This is a genomic window from Mucilaginibacter ginkgonis, assembly GCF_009754905.2.
GTDB classification, from domain to species: domain Bacteria; phylum Bacteroidota; class Bacteroidia; order Sphingobacteriales; family Sphingobacteriaceae; genus Mucilaginibacter; species Mucilaginibacter ginkgonis.
In genome coordinates this window covers 549586-567150 of sequence record NZ_CP066775.1, presented here as the reverse complement: position 1 = coordinate 567150, position 17565 = coordinate 549586, and the positions used below count along the sequence as shown (strand labels likewise).

Sequence of the window (17565 nt, the reverse complement as noted above, 5' to 3'; positions counted from 1 at the left end):
AGAAAAGGCCTCTTGAGGAGGCCTTTTCTGTTAATCATTATTTTTAAGCTTAAGCTTGCTGAATTGAATTGTTCCAATCGTTAGCCGTGCTTTTTACTTTGTCTTTCGCGTTTTCAGTGTAGTCTTTCGCTTTAGAACGTGCAGTGTCTACAGCGTCGTCGCGATAATCTTCTGCATCGCCTACCAAATCGTTAAATTTAGATTTAGCACGGTCAACCACATCATTACCATAGTTTTTTGCGCGGTCAACAGCGTTACCTGCATAATCTTTTACATTGTCTGATGTAGTTTTAGCCTGGTTTTTGGCTTTCTCAAACAGATCATTTACATAATCTGCAATGTCTTCGCGTAGCTCGCTACCGCTTTCCGGTGCTAATAAAAGGCCTATAGCAGCACCTGCTGCGGCGCCCACTAATAATGCGGCTATTACTTTAGTTTGATCTTTCATGTTCCTTTGTTTTTAGTAGATGTTATAGGTTTAACACAAAAGGAATATTTGGGTTTAAATTTTTTTGATAAAAGTTACCGGCATTCGTTTTACCCGCCGCGATCAAATAATTTGCTTATCAACGCGTTTACTAAACTGAATTAATTAATTTTAACCCATCAAAACACTGACATGAAAAAAGCTCTCTTTATAACCGCTTCTCTTGTTCTGGCAATTACTGCATCATCTTTCGCTCAAACCAAAATTGAATCAAAAGACGCGGGTAAACACCTAAATGAAACTGTTATGGTATGTGATAAAATTGTGGGCGGCAAATTCTTTTCTAACTCGCAAACTACGCTATTAGATGTTACGTCGGCGCACCCTAACGAAACCATGACCGTGGTTATCAAAGGCGATGACCGCAAAAAATTCAGCGAAGCACCTGAGACTTACTTTCTGAATAAAAAAGTTTGCATCACCGGTAAACTTATTGATTACAAAGGCAAGCCTGAGATCATCATTACTGAAGCAAGTCAGCTCGTAATAGACAAGAATTAATTTTCTTTCTCTACGTGGGCTATTTCTGTATGCAGCATGGTTTCAGAGTCTGAAACTATATCGCAGATCTTTTCATTCAGTTCATTAACTGTAGCAGAGATCATGTCTAAATAGGTGTAGTCGGGATCGTTACTGTTACTATCCATTTTAATAAGTTCTACCAATCCCATCAGTGTTGCCACAGGTTTGCGTATCTCGTGCGATTGCATGGTGGCTATACGGCTTAGCGCCTCGTTTTGAATTTTGATATGCTGTTCGTGGCGTTTGCGTTCGGTTATATCAGCAGCGTTAATGGCCACACCAAGTATCTTACCATCTGTATGCACCGGAATAAAAGATGTTTCCATCCACGCGGCGTTTGGTGTGTGCTGCCTGGCCCGCAACTCTTTCTTAATACGTGTGCCTTTTAAGGCAGCACTGTAAAATCGTATAAATTTGGGAAGAAGTGCAGGGTCTACATATTCAGAAATAAAATCTCCAACCTTTAATTGCTGGCCTGTTACTTTAAAGACATAGTCTTCTAACGCCTTGTTCCATGATAGGGCCTCCAGGTGCTTTCCTAATAAAAGGAATAAGTCGCTTGAACTATCGAAAATCGCTTTTAACTCTATTTGCGACCTTTCTGCTTCGCGGTTAGCTTCGATAACCCGTTCATGCCGCTCTTGTAATATTTCAAAACTGCGGCTCAATTCCATGATGTGCACTACCTGCCTTGCCAATACCTTAAGCGTACTGCATTGCATTTTAGTAAGCTTGCGGGGCTGAGTGTCCAGTACGCAAAGTGAGCCAAGCCGGTTACCATCATGGGTAACCAAACTGGCGCCGGCATAAAACCTTATGTTAGGATCATTAACAACAGCATCGAGATGGTTAACTCGAACGTCTAAAGTTGCATCAGGTATTTCCAGTATCTCTTCCTGTTGAATAGTATACTGACAAAAAGTTTGGGTACGGGATACCGGCTCAGAATTAATTCCTTTAGCAGCCTTTATCCACTCAGTGTCAGCATCAATTAGTGTGATAAGAGAGATTGGCGTTTCACATATTTCGGCAGCAAGATTGACCACATCAGCCAAATCTTTATCAATGCTCTCGCCGATGTCCAGAAACCTCCGGACAGCGTCGAGCCTTAACTGCTCGTTTGTTGTCATTTTTATTTCAATAAACGGCCAATGGGGTCAGCCTTTCTAAAATTAAGAATTATCTCTCAATTGTATAAACATTTACCCTGCTAGTTGTTTTTATTGTGAACAAAAGCAACTACACCATGAAATACGCATTGTTATTCGGCTCTAATGCTTTCTTTGTAAACAGGCCGATTATTACCAGCACTTTAGACGGAAATGAGATTGAATTACTTAAGATCAATAGCGCATACCGCGAAGCTGTAAACGGGCAAAGCGCCACCTCACTAAGTGTCAGCAGTAATGTTTCAAGCGTCAATGGCACCGCAATAGATGTCTCAGAAAACAGCTTTAATCAAGCTAACCATAACGTTGATGTGACTACAAACCAAGTGCATATTACAGACAGTCATGGTAACACCGTTTTAGACATACTGCAAATTTTACCTGAAGCTATTGATGGGCTATCAAGCCACGTACTGAATGAATTACATAACATTGGTGAGGCTATAGTTATACGCATACGGGGCGATTTTATGGTGGGTGACCATCACATTAGCATAGACAATGAAAAGTTGTTTATAGATGATGATGTATATGCCGAAAGCGTACAGGTTGGAGAAAATGGTGTTGAATTTGGCCCCAACGGAGTTGTTATTTAAATTTTTGTTATGGCGACTTTTGCAGATTTGATTAATACAGAGCAACCAACATTGATAGACTTTTCTGCTGAATGGTGCGGCCCTTGCAAAATGATGGCCCCTATTTTGAAGCAATTAAAGGACATGACCGGCGACAGTTTAAGAATTGTTAAGGTAGATATAGACAAGAACCCTGCTGCCGCACAGGCATATAATGTGCAAGGTGTCCCCACATTGATCTTATTTAAAAACGGGAAAAATCTTTGGCGACAGTCCGGAGTGATGCAGGCTGCTCAACTAAAGCAGGTTTTGACGCCTTTTTTATAACATGCAGGTTATCAACACTTGTAGTAAACATTTGTTGAAATTGCAATTTTGGGTTAGGCACGCTAATTGCCTCATAGTCAATAAAATTAAACGCTATGAACCCGTTTTATAGAAGGCTCTTAACATTTGGTCAATTGGTGCAGCAAATGAGCAAACTTAACCGGACAAACTATAATGATTTTTTCGAGGTTGAACATCCCGGCTACCAGGCTTACAGCAAGCCCAAAGTTGTTAAACCCAAACTGCATTTTGTGAATCGCTGTCCTAAAGCCAAAAGAGCGGAAATAAAGCAGTTGTTCAATCTTTGCTTTAAGAACCAAATTGCCGCATAACCCCTGTCTGCTGCGAGTCAAATGAAGATCATTATGGGTGATACGTTCGCTGAACGTGTTTTAACACATCCTCTTTGTAAAATAACACTTCTTTAAAGTTGCCATCTAAATAACCTTTTGCCTGGTCTGTAAAATTTGTAGACTTAGGGTCGAATGAACTACCCCCTGTTTCGATACTTTTAGCTTTGATGCGCGGCCCAAACTCTACAGCCGCGATAAAACTGTTGCCACTATATCCATAAAATTTTTGCGTACCTGGCATTTGCCGGCTTACAAATGACGGCAACTGGCCGTAAGTGCTGGCCACAGAGGCCGCTGCAAGGCTGGGCTTGCTATCACTAAATTTACCATCATCCGGGCGCTGATAGCGATTAATTTGACCCCAGGGAATCTCCCAGGCTATCCCTCCATTATTAGATCTGATGATATCAACAGCATCAGTAAGCGCTTTTAAAAATTGCTGCGGCCCGGCATAAGATATCATTGCGCGTACACGCTCTGTTTGATATGTACCAGATTCTGTCGACATTACCCTTGGTAATTGTTTAAAAAGCTGCGCAGCATATTGTACACCCAGGGTGGTGGCTACAGAAGTTGTATCAGAAATTCTATTCCAATTTTTCAATAATTCTATAGGTATGGCTAATTGCTTTTTATCGGCGCCGGTATATTCCTCAAAGGCTTTGAACAGTGGCGGCAGCAAATCATCAAATGCGGACAGGTAACGGTTGTAGCCTGTTTTGATGAGGCCGTCGAGAGTTAGTTTACCTGCAGCACCTAACAATCTTGCAGCGGTTACCCCCCTATAGTTTTCGCCATCTGGTGCCATATATTGCGGGTATTGATTTTTTAACGGGCTGGCTGCGCCTGCCGACGTAAACGGCGTTGAATTGCAATTTTGTATCCACCCTGTGGATGGGTTATAGACATGTATTATTTGGTCAAGCGCATGCACACCTTGCCACTCTGTAGCAGGCGTAGTGCCATCTACAGGCTCACGCCAATTTAAAGAAGCATTTCTGCGTGGCATAAAATTACCATACCAGAAAGCAATGTTGCCCTGGTCGTCGGCATATACCGTATTGTTACTGGTATTCGATAGCAAACTCATCGCCTTCTTATATTCGGCAAAGGTGTTTGCTTTAGTAATGAGCCATGATTCGAGCAGTGCGTTGTAAGAACGGTTATTGTGCTTTAGCGCCATCCATTTGCCTTCGCGCTCGGCCAGCACCGGTCCGTGGTGAGTTAAATAACCTTGATAAGTTTTTTGCTCTTGTTTGCCGTCTTTCAGATAAGCCAGCGTAATCTTCTTAACCGTTACCGGCTTTTGCTCACCTGCATAAGTATAAACCCATTGCCCGTCTTTTTGAGCCACCTGCTCTGCATATACGTCTGCAACGTCTGCGTAGCTCGATGTATGCATCCATCCGCAATGTTGGTTAAATCCCTGGTAGACAAAAAACTGGCCCCACGTTACCGCGCCATATACATTTAAGCCCTGCTGACTTACCAACTGCACTTCTGACCTGAAATAAAACGGCACATGCGGGTTTATATATAGCATAGCATGGCCGGAAGCTGATTTTGAAGGGCCGATTGCAAATCCGTTAGACCCTAGTTCTACCCTATCGGCTATGTCTTCAACCTCGCGCGTAAAGGGTTTACCTGCCGCGCCCAGTTTCTGTACCGTTTTGTTATAAAATTGGGCAGATTCCCTCACGTTAATGTCGCCGTAATTTGTCGCCGCAACACTGCCGTCTGTGAACATCAACGGATACCAGGGCTCAAAATGTTTAATGACTAGTGGCTTTGTCTCAGGATGCTTATATAGATAGTAATTTAAGCCGTCTGCAAAGGCATCCAATAAGCTTTTAAACCAGGGTGGACTGGTCCGGTATTCTCGAATTGCTGCAGTACTATCCGCGATCAGCTTCATCTGCAAATCTTCTATCAGCCGGTCTTCACCATCGGCCTCTGCCTGGCGGCCCAACTGGTATAAGTAGTTCCGCTCAACACCTTTAAAGTTGTCTTCCCCCTCAGTATACATCAAACCAAAAACCACATCTGCATCGGTTTTGCCGTAAATGTGCGGCACACCGTAACTATCCCTGATGATAGTTACCGCTTTAGATCGGGTGGCGCAACGTTGCGCGTCTGATTTGGTGAATGTTTGAGCTGTGGCACTGAGGCACAGCAGCAGAAAAGCGGCGGACAGAAATACTTTCATGGAATCGGATTACTCCACGAAATATAGGTATTTGCAATGAATGAAATTAAGCGGCCGCTTAAGTAAGTTTATTAGTTTCTGCGAAAGTTTTAAGTACAATTACGGCTGGGTGATCATTTAGAAGATCTTTAAAATTACTGCCGGAAACGTCTTTAAAACCAGAAAACTGGCTGATTACATCGCGGTTAACAGTTTTGAGACCCATGCTCCAGTCGGTAAAATTGCGGTGCTTTTGATTGCCCGACGCAATTATGATAATATGTTTATGGCGCGGGTCATGCTCTATCCTATCGAATACTGTATTTACCACAGTCTCTTCGCCTTCAAGGACCTGCACAAAGGATCCCTCGCCGTACAGCAGCATACCAGTAAGCTTGTTGGCAGTGTTGTTTTGCCTGCTTATCGTCAGGATGTCAAGCAGTTCGTTTTCGCTCATCAATTTATGAGCGGTACTCATGTATACCAGGTATTTCATTAAAGGCCGTGTCAGCAAATAATCTGTAATAATACACTTAAAACACATCTTTGTTCATCACAGTAAGATCAAATGGCTGTTTAGCAACACCAAACTTAGGATGAATGGGGAATGCGCGCTTTTCGCCGGTGTCGTAAAAGCCGCGTCGTTTATACCAGTCGATCAGCTCATGCCGAGAGGTAATCACCGTTATTTCTATAGCTTTTAATTTACGCTGCCTGCAGTAATTATCAGCTTCTAATAACAATTCGGCCAATGCCTTTGGCTTGTTCCCAAGGCGAAACTGTTAGCATACCCAGGTACAGGAAATCACCTTTTACCTCTAGATACACACAACCGTTTATTTTACTGCTGTCGTCTACATATTTTAAAATAGTAACATTCGTATCCAGGAGATAACCAGTCATTGTTTCTAAGTCGACTCGCGTACCATCCAGCAAATGCGACTCGCAGGTCCAGCCTATTTTGGAACTGTCGCCGCGGTAGGCGCTATTAACTAATGCCACCAACTCTTGGGCATCAGCAAGTACTGCTTTTTGAATTGGCACGGCTACAGGTTTTTATAGTCTTCTCTCACAGGGCTAAACACATCAAGCAGTTTACAATTGGTGATGGCCCTACCACTGTGCACCACGTTGCTCGGAATAATTGCGAAAGTACCCGCATCTAGTATCTGTGCTTCGCCATCAATGGTCAGTTCAAATTCACCCTCTAGTACAAAAGACATTTGCTCATGTATGTGCTGATGCGGTTTCACTATCGCGCCTTTATCTACGTCGATAAAATTAAGTGTATTGGTACCGGTATGTATCAATTTTGAATGATAACCAGGTGCTATCTGTTTTACATTGATATCTGCGAACGATTTAAAATATTGGGTATCCATATCCATTAAATGTACGGGCTAAACTACCATAAAATTCTCTATCAATGTTATTACAAAACTTAAGACGAGTACAATGGTTATAGCTTAAAATCAACTTTATGAAAGCAATAAAATTACTATTAGCAGTTTTAATGCTGGCCGCAAGTTTTGAGCTGGCCGGTACAGAAAGTGCACAAGCACGACCAACAGAGGTTACACAGCGCATAGTGGTGCGCACCGGGCCTGTAATTCGCCGTAGAAATGTATATGTTCGCAGAAGGGCTTACGTACGCCGCCCATATGTGAGAAGATGGCATAGAGGTTATCGCCGCCCTTGGCGCAGATATTAACAAAAAGCCCCGCGGTTTCCGCGGGGCTTTTTGCTGTTTTAAACTTTATGTTACCTGCTTACCATCATTATCTCTGACGGTGTTACGCGAGAAAATTTCATAGTCTTACCAATAAATTTAAAGTGCCAGTAGCCTGTTACGCGCAGCATCCCGGCCTTGTCTATTGATGCAGCCGCATTCCATTCGCGGCCACTCTTAGCATCATAGATCATCCCGTTTTCCCATGAATGAGTAGAAGGACTATAGGCCAGATTGCGTAAAACCTGCATGCCTATTATTTTGCGGGTACGTAAACTTTTATCGGGGTTGCTGTCATCTATGCGGCTTTCCATAGGCTTTGAGGGATCATCCGAGTCATCAAACCAAATTACTTTGGCTTTAAAATCATCCCCTTCACGGTAAACTTGTACGATCAGATTTTTTTCGGCAGACATCCAGTTGCCAATAACCTGATCTGAACCTGATTGAGCGTTTGCTCTATTGCTTGTGCCAATAAAGGCAACCATCATTATAAGTACACCAAGCGTTAATTTATTGACCATAATAGAAACGAGTTACTTAAGCAGAGCAATCTTAATGCCACGAGCATGACATTGTGATGACTTTACTAATAAACGCTTTTATCTCAACAAATTATACAGACTACAAAATATTTTTCAGCTGGCCGAAGGTATCAAGGGTTGCCAGCTGATCTTCGTTGACTTCTCCAAATCCGTATGCTGCAAATATAAAAGGCACACTTGCTTTTACACTGGCATTATAGTCGCCCATAGTATCGCCAACGTATACCGGTGCAGTTAAATGATGGTCTTGAACAACGTCTGTTATGTTTTGCCATTTCTGCTGGCCCTTTGTACCATAACATTGGTGGCCTATAAAGAACCCGGCCATGTTATCCATCTTTAGGAAATTTTCGATGTAACCGCTTTGGCAATTACTTACAATAAAAAGTTTGTACCGGCTCTGTAAATACTGTAGTGTTTCTGCAACACCCGGATAAATGTCGCCGCCTTTTGTATTCAATGTGTCCAATTCATGGCGTGCCGCAAGGCTTTTAAACTCTTCACGCTGTTCGGACGAGATCTTTGGAAACAACTTCTCGAAAATCGCATCATAGGGCATGCCCGTGATGGAGCGTACGCTGGCAACTGTGATCGCATCTTTGATATAGTCTACCTTCCCGGCTGCAGTTTGCCATGCTTCGGCTACGTTAGCAGTTGAATCCCAAAGGGTGCCATCAAGGTCAAAAATGATGCTGTCGAACCGGTTTTTTAGCTCTGCCATATTTAAGGCGAAAGTAATAAATTATACGCCCGGTACAGTTTGCGGCCTTAATTAACTTTATTTGTCAACAAACTACGTATTTACCAGTTGTAGCTTATTTTACACTTAATGTATGCACCGAGGCGGTTTCGTTATTTTCTTTCTTATTTTATCCGGAGTTAGTTTATTGATGGATTGGTATGTATGCTCGGGTATTAAAACCCTTGCGGCAGACTGGCAGCAGCGCAACCGGCTTATTGCTATTTACACCTACCTCATTATTTCAATAGGGCTGATCATTTTGTTTGTTGGCGGCTTTGGCAGTTTTAGCACAGCCAAAGGGATGACGCCGTTTCATGAATGGGTGCTAAGTTTCTTCCTTACTTTTTTTGTTACCAAGCTGGTTTTTATCATCGTGTTATTTCTTGGCGACACCGGCCGGACTGTAACAGGCGTAATTAGAAACATTGGCAAACCGCAGGGGCAGCAGTCTCAACCGTACATACCGACAAGAAGGAAATTCATCAGCGAACTGGCAGTTCTTTTAGCTGCTATACCTTTTGCGAGCATGCTTTACGGCATGTTCAGGGGTAAGTATGATTACAAAGTTCACCGCCAAACTATCTATTTTGATGATCTGCCCGAGGCCTTTGACGGGTTTACTATTACCCAACTCTCAGACATACACTCCGGGAGTTTTGATAACATTGATGCCCTACGGCGTGGTGTCAAATTAGCGCAGGACCAAAAGTCCGACTTGTTTGTCTTTACCGGCGACCTGGTTAATAACGCGGCCTGGGAGATAGAGCCTTACATTAATGTATTTAATCAGTTAAAAGCGCCTTCTGGACAATTTTCAATCCTTGGCAATCATGATTACGGCGATTACATCCAATGGGACAGCGCAGTAGCCAAAGCAGAAAACCTGGCTAAGGTTAAGGCACAACATGGCAAATTAGATTATAAGCTAATGCTTGATGAAAATGTTGAGTTGGAGAAAAACGGCCAAAAAATAGCGCTTATCGGTGTGCAGAACTGGGGGCGCGGGTTTATACAAATCGGCGACTTAGACAAAGCCATGCGCGGCGTTGACCCGCAAGCTTTTAAGATCCTCCTCTCCCACGATCCTACTCACTGGGAAGAAAAGGTTAGGTTTAATCCAACAAAAATTCACTTGACTTTAGCCGGCCATACACATGGCGCACAATTTGGCGTAGAGACGGCAGGCTTTAGATGGAGCCCTGTACAATATCGTTATCTCGATTGGGCCGGACTTGCAGAAAACAATGGCCGTTATTTATACGTGAACCGTGGTTTTGGGTTCCTGGCGTTTTCAGGCCGTGTGGGTATATGGCCAGAGATCACGGTGCTTACGTTAAAGAAAAAGAGAACGGCTTAAAATTCAACCCGCTTGCTTGTTCTGGTCTGCATGACCGGTCAAATCGCGCAACTCCATTTCATACGCTTTCATACGCGCGTGCAAAATGTCTACCTCTGTGCGCAGCATTTGTATTTCTGTAATAAGTTTGGCAGAGGCTTGTTTGGTTACTTTCTTTTCACCGGTACCTAAGATTAGCCACTCGGGCGAGTATTTAAGCTGAAAGCAAAGTTTGCGGATCAGGTAATAACTTATCTCTTGCTTCCTATTTACCACTTTGCTAATAAAACCTTGGTCTACGCCAATTGCACCGGCTAGTGCAAGTTGGCCGCCGTTGTCTTTTACAATTACCTTTAAACGTTTTATAACAGCGTCGTCGGTTTTGTCCATTTCCCAGTGCAAAATTTGTAAAGGCAATTATAGATTAATTTAAATTATTGCTTACATAATTTTTATTGCAGGAACGTATGCAACCATCTTGTTCAAAAGTTTAATTTGAGAAATAAGATAATTTTTGTATTATTACTAAAATTTACAACCAAGCCTTTGAAAATACTGGTTATAGAAGATAACGCCGAGATCATGAGCATCCTTGAGTACCTATTGGAAGAGGAAGGCTATGAGGTAGTTTCCTGCACAGATGGATCGTCTGTCAACAACCTGCACAACATCAACCCCGATCTTATTTTACTTGACGAATTATTGCCGGGTGTAAAGGGCAGTAGTCTTTGTAAAGAAATTAAGGCTAAAGAAACCACCAGGCATATTCCGATAGTAATCATATCCGCGGTGCCTGGTCTGAGCGAAATCGCTAACGACTGCGGTGCAGACGGGCATATCGAGAAGCCCTTTAATATCGATAATTTAACTACCGTAATTAAAGGGCTGATCCGTTAGAACTTAGTGATTGTGTTTTTTGTGGATGTCTTTTACAAGGCACAACTTTTTGATTTCGGATTTCTTGATCACAAACGGCGCGTATTTTAAACGGTTACCAATCATTTCTGTAGTATTGTCAGAGTGGGCTATTACTTCATCATCTTTATCGCTGGCCAGTAGCCGTTTATACATACGGTAGTCGCCCCATTCTATATAGTACACCTCACCAGGCAAAATTTTCTTATCGCTGATCACTTTCAAAGCTACCCAGCAGCCATTTTCAAGATAAGGGTACATTGAATGTCCCCATACGGGCAACGCAAAATCGCAATCCTCTATACCGGGGAAATTCATATGCCCTACGGGTTGGCTGTCATTTACGTCATTATATACTTCAACCCCGCTTGCTGTAGCGATGATCTCGTACATCGGAATACCGATGAAATTCTTTTTCTCTACTGCAAGTTTTTCTTCGGGCACAGTTTCACCTGCAATAAATTCTTTATATCTTTCTTTAAAAGTTCTGAATTTATCTGGGTCGATATTTTGCCTGTTCTTTATTATTTCTGTAATTGAGCTGGGCGAATTGAAACCCAGGATCTCAGCGAGTTCCGCGTTACCATTAAACGCCTTTCCGCGTAATTGATGGTATAAAACAATAAATTCAAGCGTTTCGGGTCTTATGTGTTTGATCTTGTTTACGCGTTGTTCTTCCATTGCAAAAAAATATTTTACAGAATATTTTGCAATTACAGAATTATCTGTATATTTGCATTGTAGGTCTTCAGTAAACATACAAAGAAATATTTACTTACAACTCAAATCACAGATTGTTATGCAAATTGTATACTCAGCATTTCGCGGCGATGCTCTTACTGTACGGAAAAACAGCCGTAACAGAGACAACCGAACACGACTTAAAGCATACAAATCTGCTTGTGAAAAATATAAAGAAGAGATCGCGGCTATAAGGAAATACATACCCCATTGGTATCCCACTTTTGAGGAAAATATTTGAACGGTACTCGTTTCTTACCGGACGGCAAAACGGCTAAAATTCAACAGCTGTACCTGATAACTAATTAATTAACTAACGAACTAATGAAACATAATATGGACTACCTGGTAAAAATTCCAAAAAAACTGAGGAACGAGCTTTGGTGGCTGGTTGTCTCTGTCGACTTTAATTACAGTCGCATCACCATTGCCGATCACGAGATTGATGAAGAGGTGCTTACGGTGTGGCTGGAGGACAAGCAAGATTTTAAAAATTCGCTGGACGAATGCCTGCAATTGCAAATTTCCTTAAAGCAATTCGCTAAGGTGATCAACGCCGAAAGATTAAACAGCTATGAAACGGTTTTGATGCATCCGCATAAAAAGTTCCTCTACAAAACCAATGTGCTCATAAACGAAGCTATTGCATGGTATAATAACGATGCAACCTTTATTGAACAGCAATGGGCGCGCGAATCCTTGCTTAAAAAACTACTAACCCAACTGATAGAAACAGACTTATTTTCGGGACTAGATTATGCCAAATAGCATATACAACATAAATGGCAAAATTTACGCCTTTCATTCAGGCAGGTCGTTACAGGAATGCATAAACGGATACTTTAAATACGTAGAAGGTGAATTTGAGATCGTAGAAATGCCGGGCAAAAAAAATACAGCCGAGACAGTTGAAGAGAAGCGATGGCTGCGCGAACCCGAACCTCCTACCCTAACCGGGCTTGCATGGTATCTTGGGTTTGCCAGTCGTGACGAATTTGACAAGTATGAAGAGCAAGGGAGATTTAAAAACCGCTTAAAACGCGCGAGACTTCGTATAGAGGCGGAGTATGAAAAAAAACTGCACGGATCCTCCTCCTCAGGTGCAATTTTCGCCCTTAAAACTATGGGCTGGGCAGATAAACCTGTTTCCGTATTAACCCCTGATGGCAATGTCATTATAGAGTTGATAGCAACGGGCATGCAGCCTGCAGAGACAGAAAGTGAGGTGATCTTATAATGTTTAAAGCAGGGGTTTTATTTGAGCGAAACTACAAGTCAGAGGCACAGGTGGTGGTTAACCAGGGCGGTACATCTTCCGGGAAAACGTATGCTATTTTACAAGTTTTGTTTTGCCTGGCTGCAGAGCAGCCTAAATTGGTACTTACCGTAGCCGGGCAGGATATACCAAATCTTAAGGCAGGTGCTTTACGCGATGCACTAAACATTGTTAGCGGCTCAAGCCAGTTGCAGGGGCACATCAAGAATTATAACAAGACCGACAGGATATTCGAGTTTCAAAATGGCTCTATTTTAGAGTTTAAAAGTTATGGCGATGCGCAAGATGCAAAGTCGGGCAAGCGGGATTATTTATTTGTAAATGAGGCTAATGGAATTAACTGGCCAATTTACACTGAACTTGCCTTACGCACGTCCAAACGCGTATTTATCGATTATAATCCTAATTCGGCGTTTTGGGTACATGAGCAGCTTAAAGGCAAACAGGGCGTACAATTGATCATTTCGGATCATCGGCATAATCCATTTTTAGATGAGCAGATGCGCCAAAAGATAGAAAGCCTTAAACAGCATGACGAACAACTTTGGAAGGTATACGCCCGCGGCCTTACCGGTAAACTTACAGGCCTGATTTTTCCCGATTGGGAGATGTGCGATTCAATTCCGTCAGATGCAAAGCTTATCGCCTATGGTCTGGATTTTGGTTTCACCAATGACGAGACAGGCCTGGTAGCTGTGTATAAACAGGATGGCGAATTGTGGATAGATGAACTGTTCTATGAGACCGGGTTAACTAACCAGGACGTATCAAAGCGTTTTATGCAATTGGGAATGAGCAAGGCAGCACTCATAATTGCTGACAGCGCGGAACCTAAGTCGATAGAAGAATTGCGGCGGTTAGGCTGGAATATAGCGGCCGCGAAAAAGGGCGCCGACAGTATTAAAAATTCCATAGACGTGCTGAAACGCTATAAGTTAAACATCACCCGCAGCAGCACTAACCTGCGTAAAGAACTTATGCGCTACCAATGGAAAATTGATATGAATGGCAGGGCGCTCAATGAACCCATAGACACTTTCAATCACCTGATAGACCCGCTGCGATATGTAGCACTAAACAAACTTACCATTAGCAGCACCGGCAAAACAAGGTCCATGCTGCCAAGGCAACAAGCATCGCTACCACATTACATTCAAAACTTCTTCTAATAAAAATGATCACAAAAACATTTAAAACCACCGGCGGCAAATTACAGGTCAGCATTCCTGAAACTATCCGGGAAATAAGCCTTGGGCAACTGATCGCATTACAGTCGACGACGCAAATGAACGACCTGGATGCCATCAGCATTCTATCAGGAACGCCATTATCCCAGATCAGGCTTATCAAAGATTTTGCAGACCTGCATCATTTTAGCGTCCACATCGCTAAACTATCCGAGCAGATCCGTGCGGCTTACGATAGCGACAGCCTGCCCAAAACAGTTTGCTTTGATGTTGATGGGAGCCCAAAAGATATCGCGGTGATCACTAACCTGGCGATAGAGCCTGCAGGAGCTTTTATGGCTGCACGCGACTTGATCACTGAGGAAATAAATAAGCACGTTGAAATGCATGGCGAAGAAGATTGGAAGAATAGTTTTAACCCCTCGCTTTCGGCGTGTGCAATGATACTGGCTCACTATTTTTATTCAAAGGTTACAAGACGAGAATACAACGAGTACAGAGCTGAAGAATTTATTAAAGTTGTAAAGAGGTTGCCGTTTACTGATGCGCTGCCGATTGCCAAATATTTTTTTTTGAACTATCCAAACTTATCGAAACCGAAAATAAGTTGCTGGCATCGGGTGCAACTGCTTTGGAAGAAAAGGCTGGCATTAAGCAGTTTCAAAAGTTCGGGTATGTTAACACAGTAAATTCTCTTGCCGGCGGCGATGTTACCAAATGGCATCAGATATTAAACCTGCCTTATAATGTGGTGTTCACCAAACTTTTGCTTAACAAAACGGAGGCAGAATATCAAAAACGGTACATGGAACTCAACACCAAATGATGACCAGCGAACACCGGTTTTCCAACATCAGATCTTAAAATACACCTAATAACTAATTAACTAATAAAATGCCCATTAGAAACCAAATAGAAACTATAACGCGAAGCCTAACGGCAGAACCGGCTTTTCTTTACGGAACGCAAAAAGAGCTTAACCTTCTGGCAGACGATCAAACTTTCCCATGCGTGTTTATGCATCCGCTGCAGAATATCGTAGTCAATCCCTGTAATAACGGGTCGGTTGATAACACTTTCACCCTTTACCTCGAATTCTTGTATCAGACAGAATTTGACCAATACACGGCTGATAATGAAATATATGTAAACCAGGCATTACGCATGGCAAATGAGTTTTTGGTTAAGGCTACCACTTACCGCGAAGGTGAGGGCCGGTATTTTAAGATCAAACACGGCGAGAAGGCTAGGTGCGTCCCGGTGTACAACAAGTACGATGTAAACACTACCGGCGTAGGCCTTACACTTACGCTGAATACCATGTACTTCGAGGTGTACTAGGTTTTTTCAGTTGCGGTAAACCTCTATGTATTAACCATGAACTATCAAAAATGAGCATACAAGCCAAAATTACATATACCAACCAGCGATCGCATACTGATGATTCCGGAAGCACTTATAATATCGCTGACGTATTTATCGAGATCATTGATGAAAACGGCAACCCTGCGAATGGGAACAATGCTACGGTAACAGTACGGTCGGATTTTATGTCAACTCCGGCAACTTCTGACCTTTATAACGTTCCGGGTATGAACCTGCGCATCTACAGCGGGGTGATTACCCGTACCCAAAGCGGACAGATAGCAGACTATCATTATTTCACTGTAACAAACGTTGGTGCACCGGCTGCAAATCCGCTACCGCTTACGTGCGACGCGCATATCGATTCAGTTGCTGTAAACAAAAAGGAATCAGCGCCCGGGGCTGCAGACGGGCAAATTACGGTGAACGCTTTTTCCAGCTACGGACCCATTATGTACAGCCTGGATAACCAGCACTTTCAAACATCCGCAACTTTTACAGGCTTAATTGCCGGCGGTTACACCGCGTGGATCACAGATGCCAATGGCTGCGGTGCCAGTTACAATTTTACACTAGACGCAACCCGTAACCTGTTGATTAGCGACCCATCTGTAAACTTGGGTAATGGCAATGTGTCCAGATGGAATGCTGTCTTCAATCCCATCGTTTTTTCTTATCAGCGCCGTGACCTGGAAATAACCGCCATTACTGACTACGCCAACCAAGGGGGCACCTTGTTTACCATAAACGGTTATGTAGGCAGCGTACAGCCCAAAGAGCAAATCTACATCAATGCCGGCATTTATGATGGTGTATATAGTGTTATCTCAGCGCAGACGAATGCTCTACTGGTCGACATTCCCTACCAATCCTCAACGCAAACATTGGGGTTTGTAAATGTCAACAGCATTTTTGGTTACTATAAGATCGAAACTACGGTTACGTATCAGGATAGATTAAGCGGCCGCGCAAATACCATTGTATCGCAAAACAGGCCAGACAAAACCGGGAAAGTGCAGGCTGACTTGTCCAGTTTTCTGCAAAGTTTGCTTGTTGCGAAAGATGACTGCACTTATAACGCCATAAGCTACAGGGATAGCAACCTAAGTGCCAGCTACAACATCAGTTACCGCGAATGTTGGACAGATGCTGCGGGTACGGAACACAAATCTGAATGGGTAATCATTGACCATCCATATTTCATTACTTATACCGCCCGTCAATTAGGGCAAAAGTATAGCGGTAACATGGCAGCGTTTGTACCTTTTCAATCGGTAAGTAATCCAAATGATTTAGCAGCTTGGGTAACAGATTTTACCGAACCTGCCTACAGCGCCGGCTATCCGTTCGATCTTAGTTTTATATACAGTGAATACCTCCTGGGCTTAAATCCCTATTTCGAGTTAACATTGTTGGATATTAACCGCCAGCCTTTAAATACTGGCAGTTCTACAGGGTATTTACTGACAAATAATAACAGCTATTTATTACAAGCAAACAGTTCGCGATTTATTATAGCGAATGGCACGGCGGTAACTTCGCCGGTAAGCATCGCGCCCGATGAATTGGGCCTTAATAGGTTGCTTATAAATCCGACACTTGTACCGCAGGCTGCTTTCATGACTATCGTACTCAAATACACAGATAGTGCAGGGAGTCATGCCGTTACCCAAACGCAAACTCTGCAAATTGATAACGCTGTTGATGACCGCTCTGTTTACCTGCGCTGGATTGGCCTTACCGGTTCCTGGAATTACTATCGCTTTGTTTACAACCAGGAAGTAACGCTCGACGTGCAAAATGCTGTTATCATAAAAAACTTTGTTGCCGATTGGGAGGCCCAGCAAGGCATAGAAGAAGTAATTAGCAAAAGCGCCGGCGAGAAGATGAAGGTCATGGCCGAAGATCTTTCCATAGCAGATATAAAAGGTTTGCAGTCTATTAAATATTCGCCGAAGGTTCAAATATTGACCAGCAAGTCGCCTGTAAAATGGCAAACCGTAGTACTTAATACCGCCACATTTGTGGAATATGAGACACGCTATGGCCAATATGCATTTAGCGTAACCTTTAACCTGCCATCTAAGAATATACAAAGCCAGTAATGTTAT

The 17565-nt window shown here is 42.8% G+C and carries 24 protein-coding genes; 13 read left to right on the top strand and 11 right to left on the bottom strand.

The window, feature by feature from the left end; genetic code table 11:
• Positions 1-49 precede the first annotated feature (49 nt).
• Positions 50-448 carry a YtxH domain-containing protein gene (locus GO620_RS02600; RefSeq protein WP_157522322.1) on the bottom strand — a complete coding sequence of 133 codons (399 nt, stop codon included), beginning with the start codon at positions 446-448 and terminating at the stop codon, positions 50-52.
• 171 nt (positions 449-619) lie between these two features.
• Here GO620_RS02600 and GO620_RS02595 point away from each other — a divergent pair, with 171 nt between their 5' ends.
• On the top strand, positions 620-988 hold the full coding sequence (locus GO620_RS02595) for a hypothetical protein (protein WP_157522324.1): 369 nt from the start codon (positions 620-622) through the stop codon (positions 986-988).
• On the opposite strand, the gene GO620_RS02590 is transcribed toward GO620_RS02595, so the two are convergent.
• Positions 985-2139, bottom strand: coding sequence for a GAF domain-containing protein (locus tag GO620_RS02590; protein ID WP_157522327.1), 1155 nt, complete (start codon positions 2137-2139; stop codon positions 985-987). The genes GO620_RS02595 and GO620_RS02590 overlap by 4 nt on opposite strands.
• 116 nt (positions 2140-2255) lie before the next feature.
• On the opposite strand from GO620_RS02590, the gene GO620_RS02585 reads away from it, so the two are divergent.
• From GO620_RS02585 to GO620_RS02575, 3 genes are all read left to right on the top strand, one after another.
• On the top strand, positions 2256-2774 hold the full coding sequence (locus GO620_RS02585; RefSeq protein WP_157522330.1) for a hypothetical protein: 519 nt from the start codon (positions 2256-2258) through the stop codon (positions 2772-2774).
• Between the two features lie 9 nt (positions 2775-2783).
• Positions 2784-3080, top strand: coding sequence for a thioredoxin (gene trxA, locus GO620_RS02580; RefSeq protein ID WP_157522333.1), 297 nt, complete (start codon positions 2784-2786; stop codon positions 3078-3080).
• Between the two features lie 95 nt (positions 3081-3175).
• Positions 3176-3412: a hypothetical protein gene (locus GO620_RS02575; RefSeq protein ID WP_157522336.1), complete on the top strand. Its 237-nt coding sequence runs from the start codon at positions 3176-3178 to the stop codon at positions 3410-3412.
• A 31-nt stretch (positions 3413-3443) separates the two neighbouring features.
• On the opposite strand, the gene GO620_RS02570 is transcribed toward GO620_RS02575, so the two are convergent.
• The 5 genes from GO620_RS02570 to GO620_RS02550 are packed head-to-tail and all read right to left on the bottom strand — an operon-like array spanning position 3444 to position 7000.
• Positions 3444-5639: a penicillin acylase family protein gene (locus tag GO620_RS02570; protein ID WP_157522340.1), complete on the bottom strand. Its 2196-nt coding sequence runs from the start codon at positions 5637-5639 to the stop codon at positions 3444-3446.
• A gap of 58 nt (positions 5640-5697) precedes the next feature.
• On the bottom strand, positions 5698-6114 hold the full coding sequence (locus GO620_RS02565) for a BLUF domain-containing protein (RefSeq protein ID WP_198173461.1): 417 nt from the start codon (positions 6112-6114) through the stop codon (positions 5698-5700).
• Between the two features lie 37 nt (positions 6115-6151).
• A complete protein-coding gene (locus GO620_RS02560) occupies positions 6152-6370 on the bottom strand; it encodes an N-acetyltransferase (protein WP_198173462.1) in 219 nt (72 codons plus the stop codon).
• Entirely contained in the window at positions 6345-6620 is a 276-nt protein-coding gene (locus GO620_RS02555) for a hypothetical protein (protein WP_198173463.1), read from the bottom strand. The genes GO620_RS02560 and GO620_RS02555 overlap by 26 nt, the downstream gene beginning before the upstream one ends.
• Positions 6621-6664: 44 nt before the next feature.
• Entirely contained in the window at positions 6665-7000 is a 336-nt protein-coding gene (locus GO620_RS02550) for a cupin domain-containing protein (protein WP_157522346.1), read from the bottom strand.
• 98 nt (positions 7001-7098) lie between these two features.
• On the opposite strand from GO620_RS02550, the gene GO620_RS02545 reads away from it, so the two are divergent.
• Positions 7099-7329: a hypothetical protein gene (locus tag GO620_RS02545; RefSeq protein WP_157522349.1), complete on the top strand. Its 231-nt coding sequence runs from the start codon at positions 7099-7101 to the stop codon at positions 7327-7329.
• A gap of 50 nt (positions 7330-7379) precedes the next feature.
• Here the strand turns inward: GO620_RS02545 and GO620_RS02540 are convergent, their stop codons facing one another.
• Positions 7380-7871: a DUF2147 domain-containing protein gene (locus tag GO620_RS02540; protein ID WP_157522352.1), complete on the bottom strand. Its 492-nt coding sequence runs from the start codon at positions 7869-7871 to the stop codon at positions 7380-7382.
• Positions 7872-7971: 100 nt separating this feature from the next.
• Positions 7972-8613, bottom strand: coding sequence for an HAD family hydrolase (locus GO620_RS02535; RefSeq protein WP_157522355.1), 642 nt, complete (start codon positions 8611-8613; stop codon positions 7972-7974).
• Positions 8614-8782: 169 nt separating this feature from the next.
• Between GO620_RS02535 and GO620_RS02530 the strand changes: the two genes are divergently transcribed.
• Positions 8783-9991 carry a metallophosphoesterase gene (locus GO620_RS02530; protein WP_244139451.1) on the top strand — a complete coding sequence of 403 codons (1209 nt, stop codon included), beginning with the start codon at positions 8783-8785 and terminating at the stop codon, positions 9989-9991.
• Between the two features lie 3 nt (positions 9992-9994).
• Here GO620_RS02530 and GO620_RS02525 read toward each other — a convergent pair whose 3' ends face one another.
• A complete protein-coding gene (locus GO620_RS02525) occupies positions 9995-10360 on the bottom strand; it encodes a helix-turn-helix domain-containing protein (RefSeq protein WP_157522361.1) in 366 nt (121 codons plus the stop codon).
• A gap of 156 nt (positions 10361-10516) precedes the next feature.
• On the opposite strand from GO620_RS02525, the gene GO620_RS02520 reads away from it, so the two are divergent.
• On the top strand, positions 10517-10867 hold the full coding sequence (locus GO620_RS02520) for a response regulator transcription factor (RefSeq protein ID WP_157522364.1): 351 nt from the start codon (positions 10517-10519) through the stop codon (positions 10865-10867).
• 3 nt (positions 10868-10870) lie between these two features.
• Here the strand turns inward: GO620_RS02520 and GO620_RS02515 are convergent, their stop codons facing one another.
• Complete coding sequence (locus GO620_RS02515) at positions 10871-11644, bottom strand: S24 family peptidase (protein ID WP_157522367.1); 774 nt, start codon at positions 11642-11644, stop codon at positions 10871-10873.
• 306 nt (positions 11645-11950) lie between these two features.
• Between GO620_RS02515 and GO620_RS02510 the strand changes: the two genes are divergently transcribed.
• From GO620_RS02510 to GO620_RS02485, 6 genes are all read left to right on the top strand, one after another.
• Complete coding sequence (locus GO620_RS02510) at positions 11951-12394, top strand: hypothetical protein (protein ID WP_157522370.1); 444 nt, start codon at positions 11951-11953, stop codon at positions 12392-12394.
• Positions 12384-12863 carry a terminase small subunit gene (locus GO620_RS02505; RefSeq protein ID WP_157522373.1) on the top strand — a complete coding sequence of 160 codons (480 nt, stop codon included), beginning with the start codon at positions 12384-12386 and terminating at the stop codon, positions 12861-12863. The genes GO620_RS02510 and GO620_RS02505 overlap by 11 nt, the downstream gene beginning before the upstream one ends.
• A complete protein-coding gene (locus GO620_RS02500) occupies positions 12863-14071 on the top strand; it encodes a PBSX family phage terminase large subunit (RefSeq protein ID WP_157522376.1) in 1209 nt (402 codons plus the stop codon). The genes GO620_RS02505 and GO620_RS02500 overlap by 1 nt, the downstream gene beginning before the upstream one ends.
• A gap of 5 nt (positions 14072-14076) precedes the next feature.
• Positions 14077-14778, top strand: coding sequence for a hypothetical protein (locus tag GO620_RS02495; RefSeq protein WP_157522379.1), 702 nt, complete (start codon positions 14077-14079; stop codon positions 14776-14778).
• Positions 14779-14983: 205 nt separating this feature from the next.
• On the top strand, positions 14984-15430 hold the full coding sequence (locus tag GO620_RS02490; protein ID WP_157522382.1) for a hypothetical protein: 447 nt from the start codon (positions 14984-14986) through the stop codon (positions 15428-15430).
• A gap of 50 nt (positions 15431-15480) precedes the next feature.
• On the top strand, positions 15481-17559 hold the full coding sequence (locus GO620_RS02485; RefSeq protein ID WP_157522385.1) for a hypothetical protein: 2079 nt from the start codon (positions 15481-15483) through the stop codon (positions 17557-17559).
• Positions 17560-17565: the final 6 nt, after the last annotated feature.

Bases quoted from the DNA above. Each gene is read 5' to 3' on its own strand.
- GO620_RS02600 (WP_157522322.1), bottom strand. From the start codon at position 448: ATGAAAGATCAAACTAAAGTAATAGCCGCATTATTAGTGGGCGCCGCA.
- GO620_RS02595 (WP_157522324.1), top strand. From the start codon at position 620: ATGAAAAAAGCTCTCTTTATAACCGCTTCTCTTGTTCTGGCAATTACT.
- GO620_RS02590 (WP_157522327.1), bottom strand. From the start codon at position 2,139: ATGACAACAAACGAGCAGTTAAGGCTCGACGCTGTCCGGAGGTTTCTG.
- GO620_RS02585 (WP_157522330.1), top strand. From the start codon at position 2,256: ATGAAATACGCATTGTTATTCGGCTCTAATGCTTTCTTTGTAAACAGG.
- trxA (WP_157522333.1), top strand. From the start codon at position 2,784: ATGGCGACTTTTGCAGATTTGATTAATACAGAGCAACCAACATTGATA.
- GO620_RS02575 (WP_157522336.1), top strand. From the start codon at position 3,176: ATGAACCCGTTTTATAGAAGGCTCTTAACATTTGGTCAATTGGTGCAG.
- GO620_RS02570 (WP_157522340.1), bottom strand. From the start codon at position 5,639: ATGAAAGTATTTCTGTCCGCCGCTTTTCTGCTGCTGTGCCTCAGTGCC.
- GO620_RS02565 (WP_198173461.1), bottom strand. From the start codon at position 6,114: ATGAAATACCTGGTATACATGAGTACCGCTCATAAATTGATGAGCGAA.
- GO620_RS02550 (WP_157522346.1), bottom strand. From the start codon at position 7,000: ATGGATACCCAATATTTTAAATCGTTCGCAGATATCAATGTAAAACAG.
- GO620_RS02545 (WP_157522349.1), top strand. From the start codon at position 7,099: ATGAAAGCAATAAAATTACTATTAGCAGTTTTAATGCTGGCCGCAAGT.
- GO620_RS02540 (WP_157522352.1), bottom strand. From the start codon at position 7,871: ATGGTCAATAAATTAACGCTTGGTGTACTTATAATGATGGTTGCCTTT.
- GO620_RS02535 (WP_157522355.1), bottom strand. From the start codon at position 8,613: ATGGCAGAGCTAAAAAACCGGTTCGACAGCATCATTTTTGACCTTGAT.
- GO620_RS02530 (WP_244139451.1), top strand. From the start codon at position 8,783: ATGGATTGGTATGTATGCTCGGGTATTAAAACCCTTGCGGCAGACTGG.
- GO620_RS02525 (WP_157522361.1), bottom strand. From the start codon at position 10,360: ATGGACAAAACCGACGACGCTGTTATAAAACGTTTAAAGGTAATTGTA.
- GO620_RS02515 (WP_157522367.1), bottom strand. From the start codon at position 11,644: ATGTTTACTGAAGACCTACAATGCAAATATACAGATAATTCTGTAATT.
- GO620_RS02510 (WP_157522370.1), top strand. From the start codon at position 11,951: ATGAAACATAATATGGACTACCTGGTAAAAATTCCAAAAAAACTGAGG.
- GO620_RS02505 (WP_157522373.1), top strand. From the start codon at position 12,384: ATGCCAAATAGCATATACAACATAAATGGCAAAATTTACGCCTTTCAT.
- GO620_RS02500 (WP_157522376.1), top strand. From the start codon at position 12,863: ATGTTTAAAGCAGGGGTTTTATTTGAGCGAAACTACAAGTCAGAGGCA.
- GO620_RS02495 (WP_157522379.1), top strand. From the start codon at position 14,077: ATGATCACAAAAACATTTAAAACCACCGGCGGCAAATTACAGGTCAGC.
- GO620_RS02490 (WP_157522382.1), top strand. From the start codon at position 14,984: ATGCCCATTAGAAACCAAATAGAAACTATAACGCGAAGCCTAACGGCA.
- GO620_RS02485 (WP_157522385.1), top strand. From the start codon at position 15,481: ATGAGCATACAAGCCAAAATTACATATACCAACCAGCGATCGCATACT.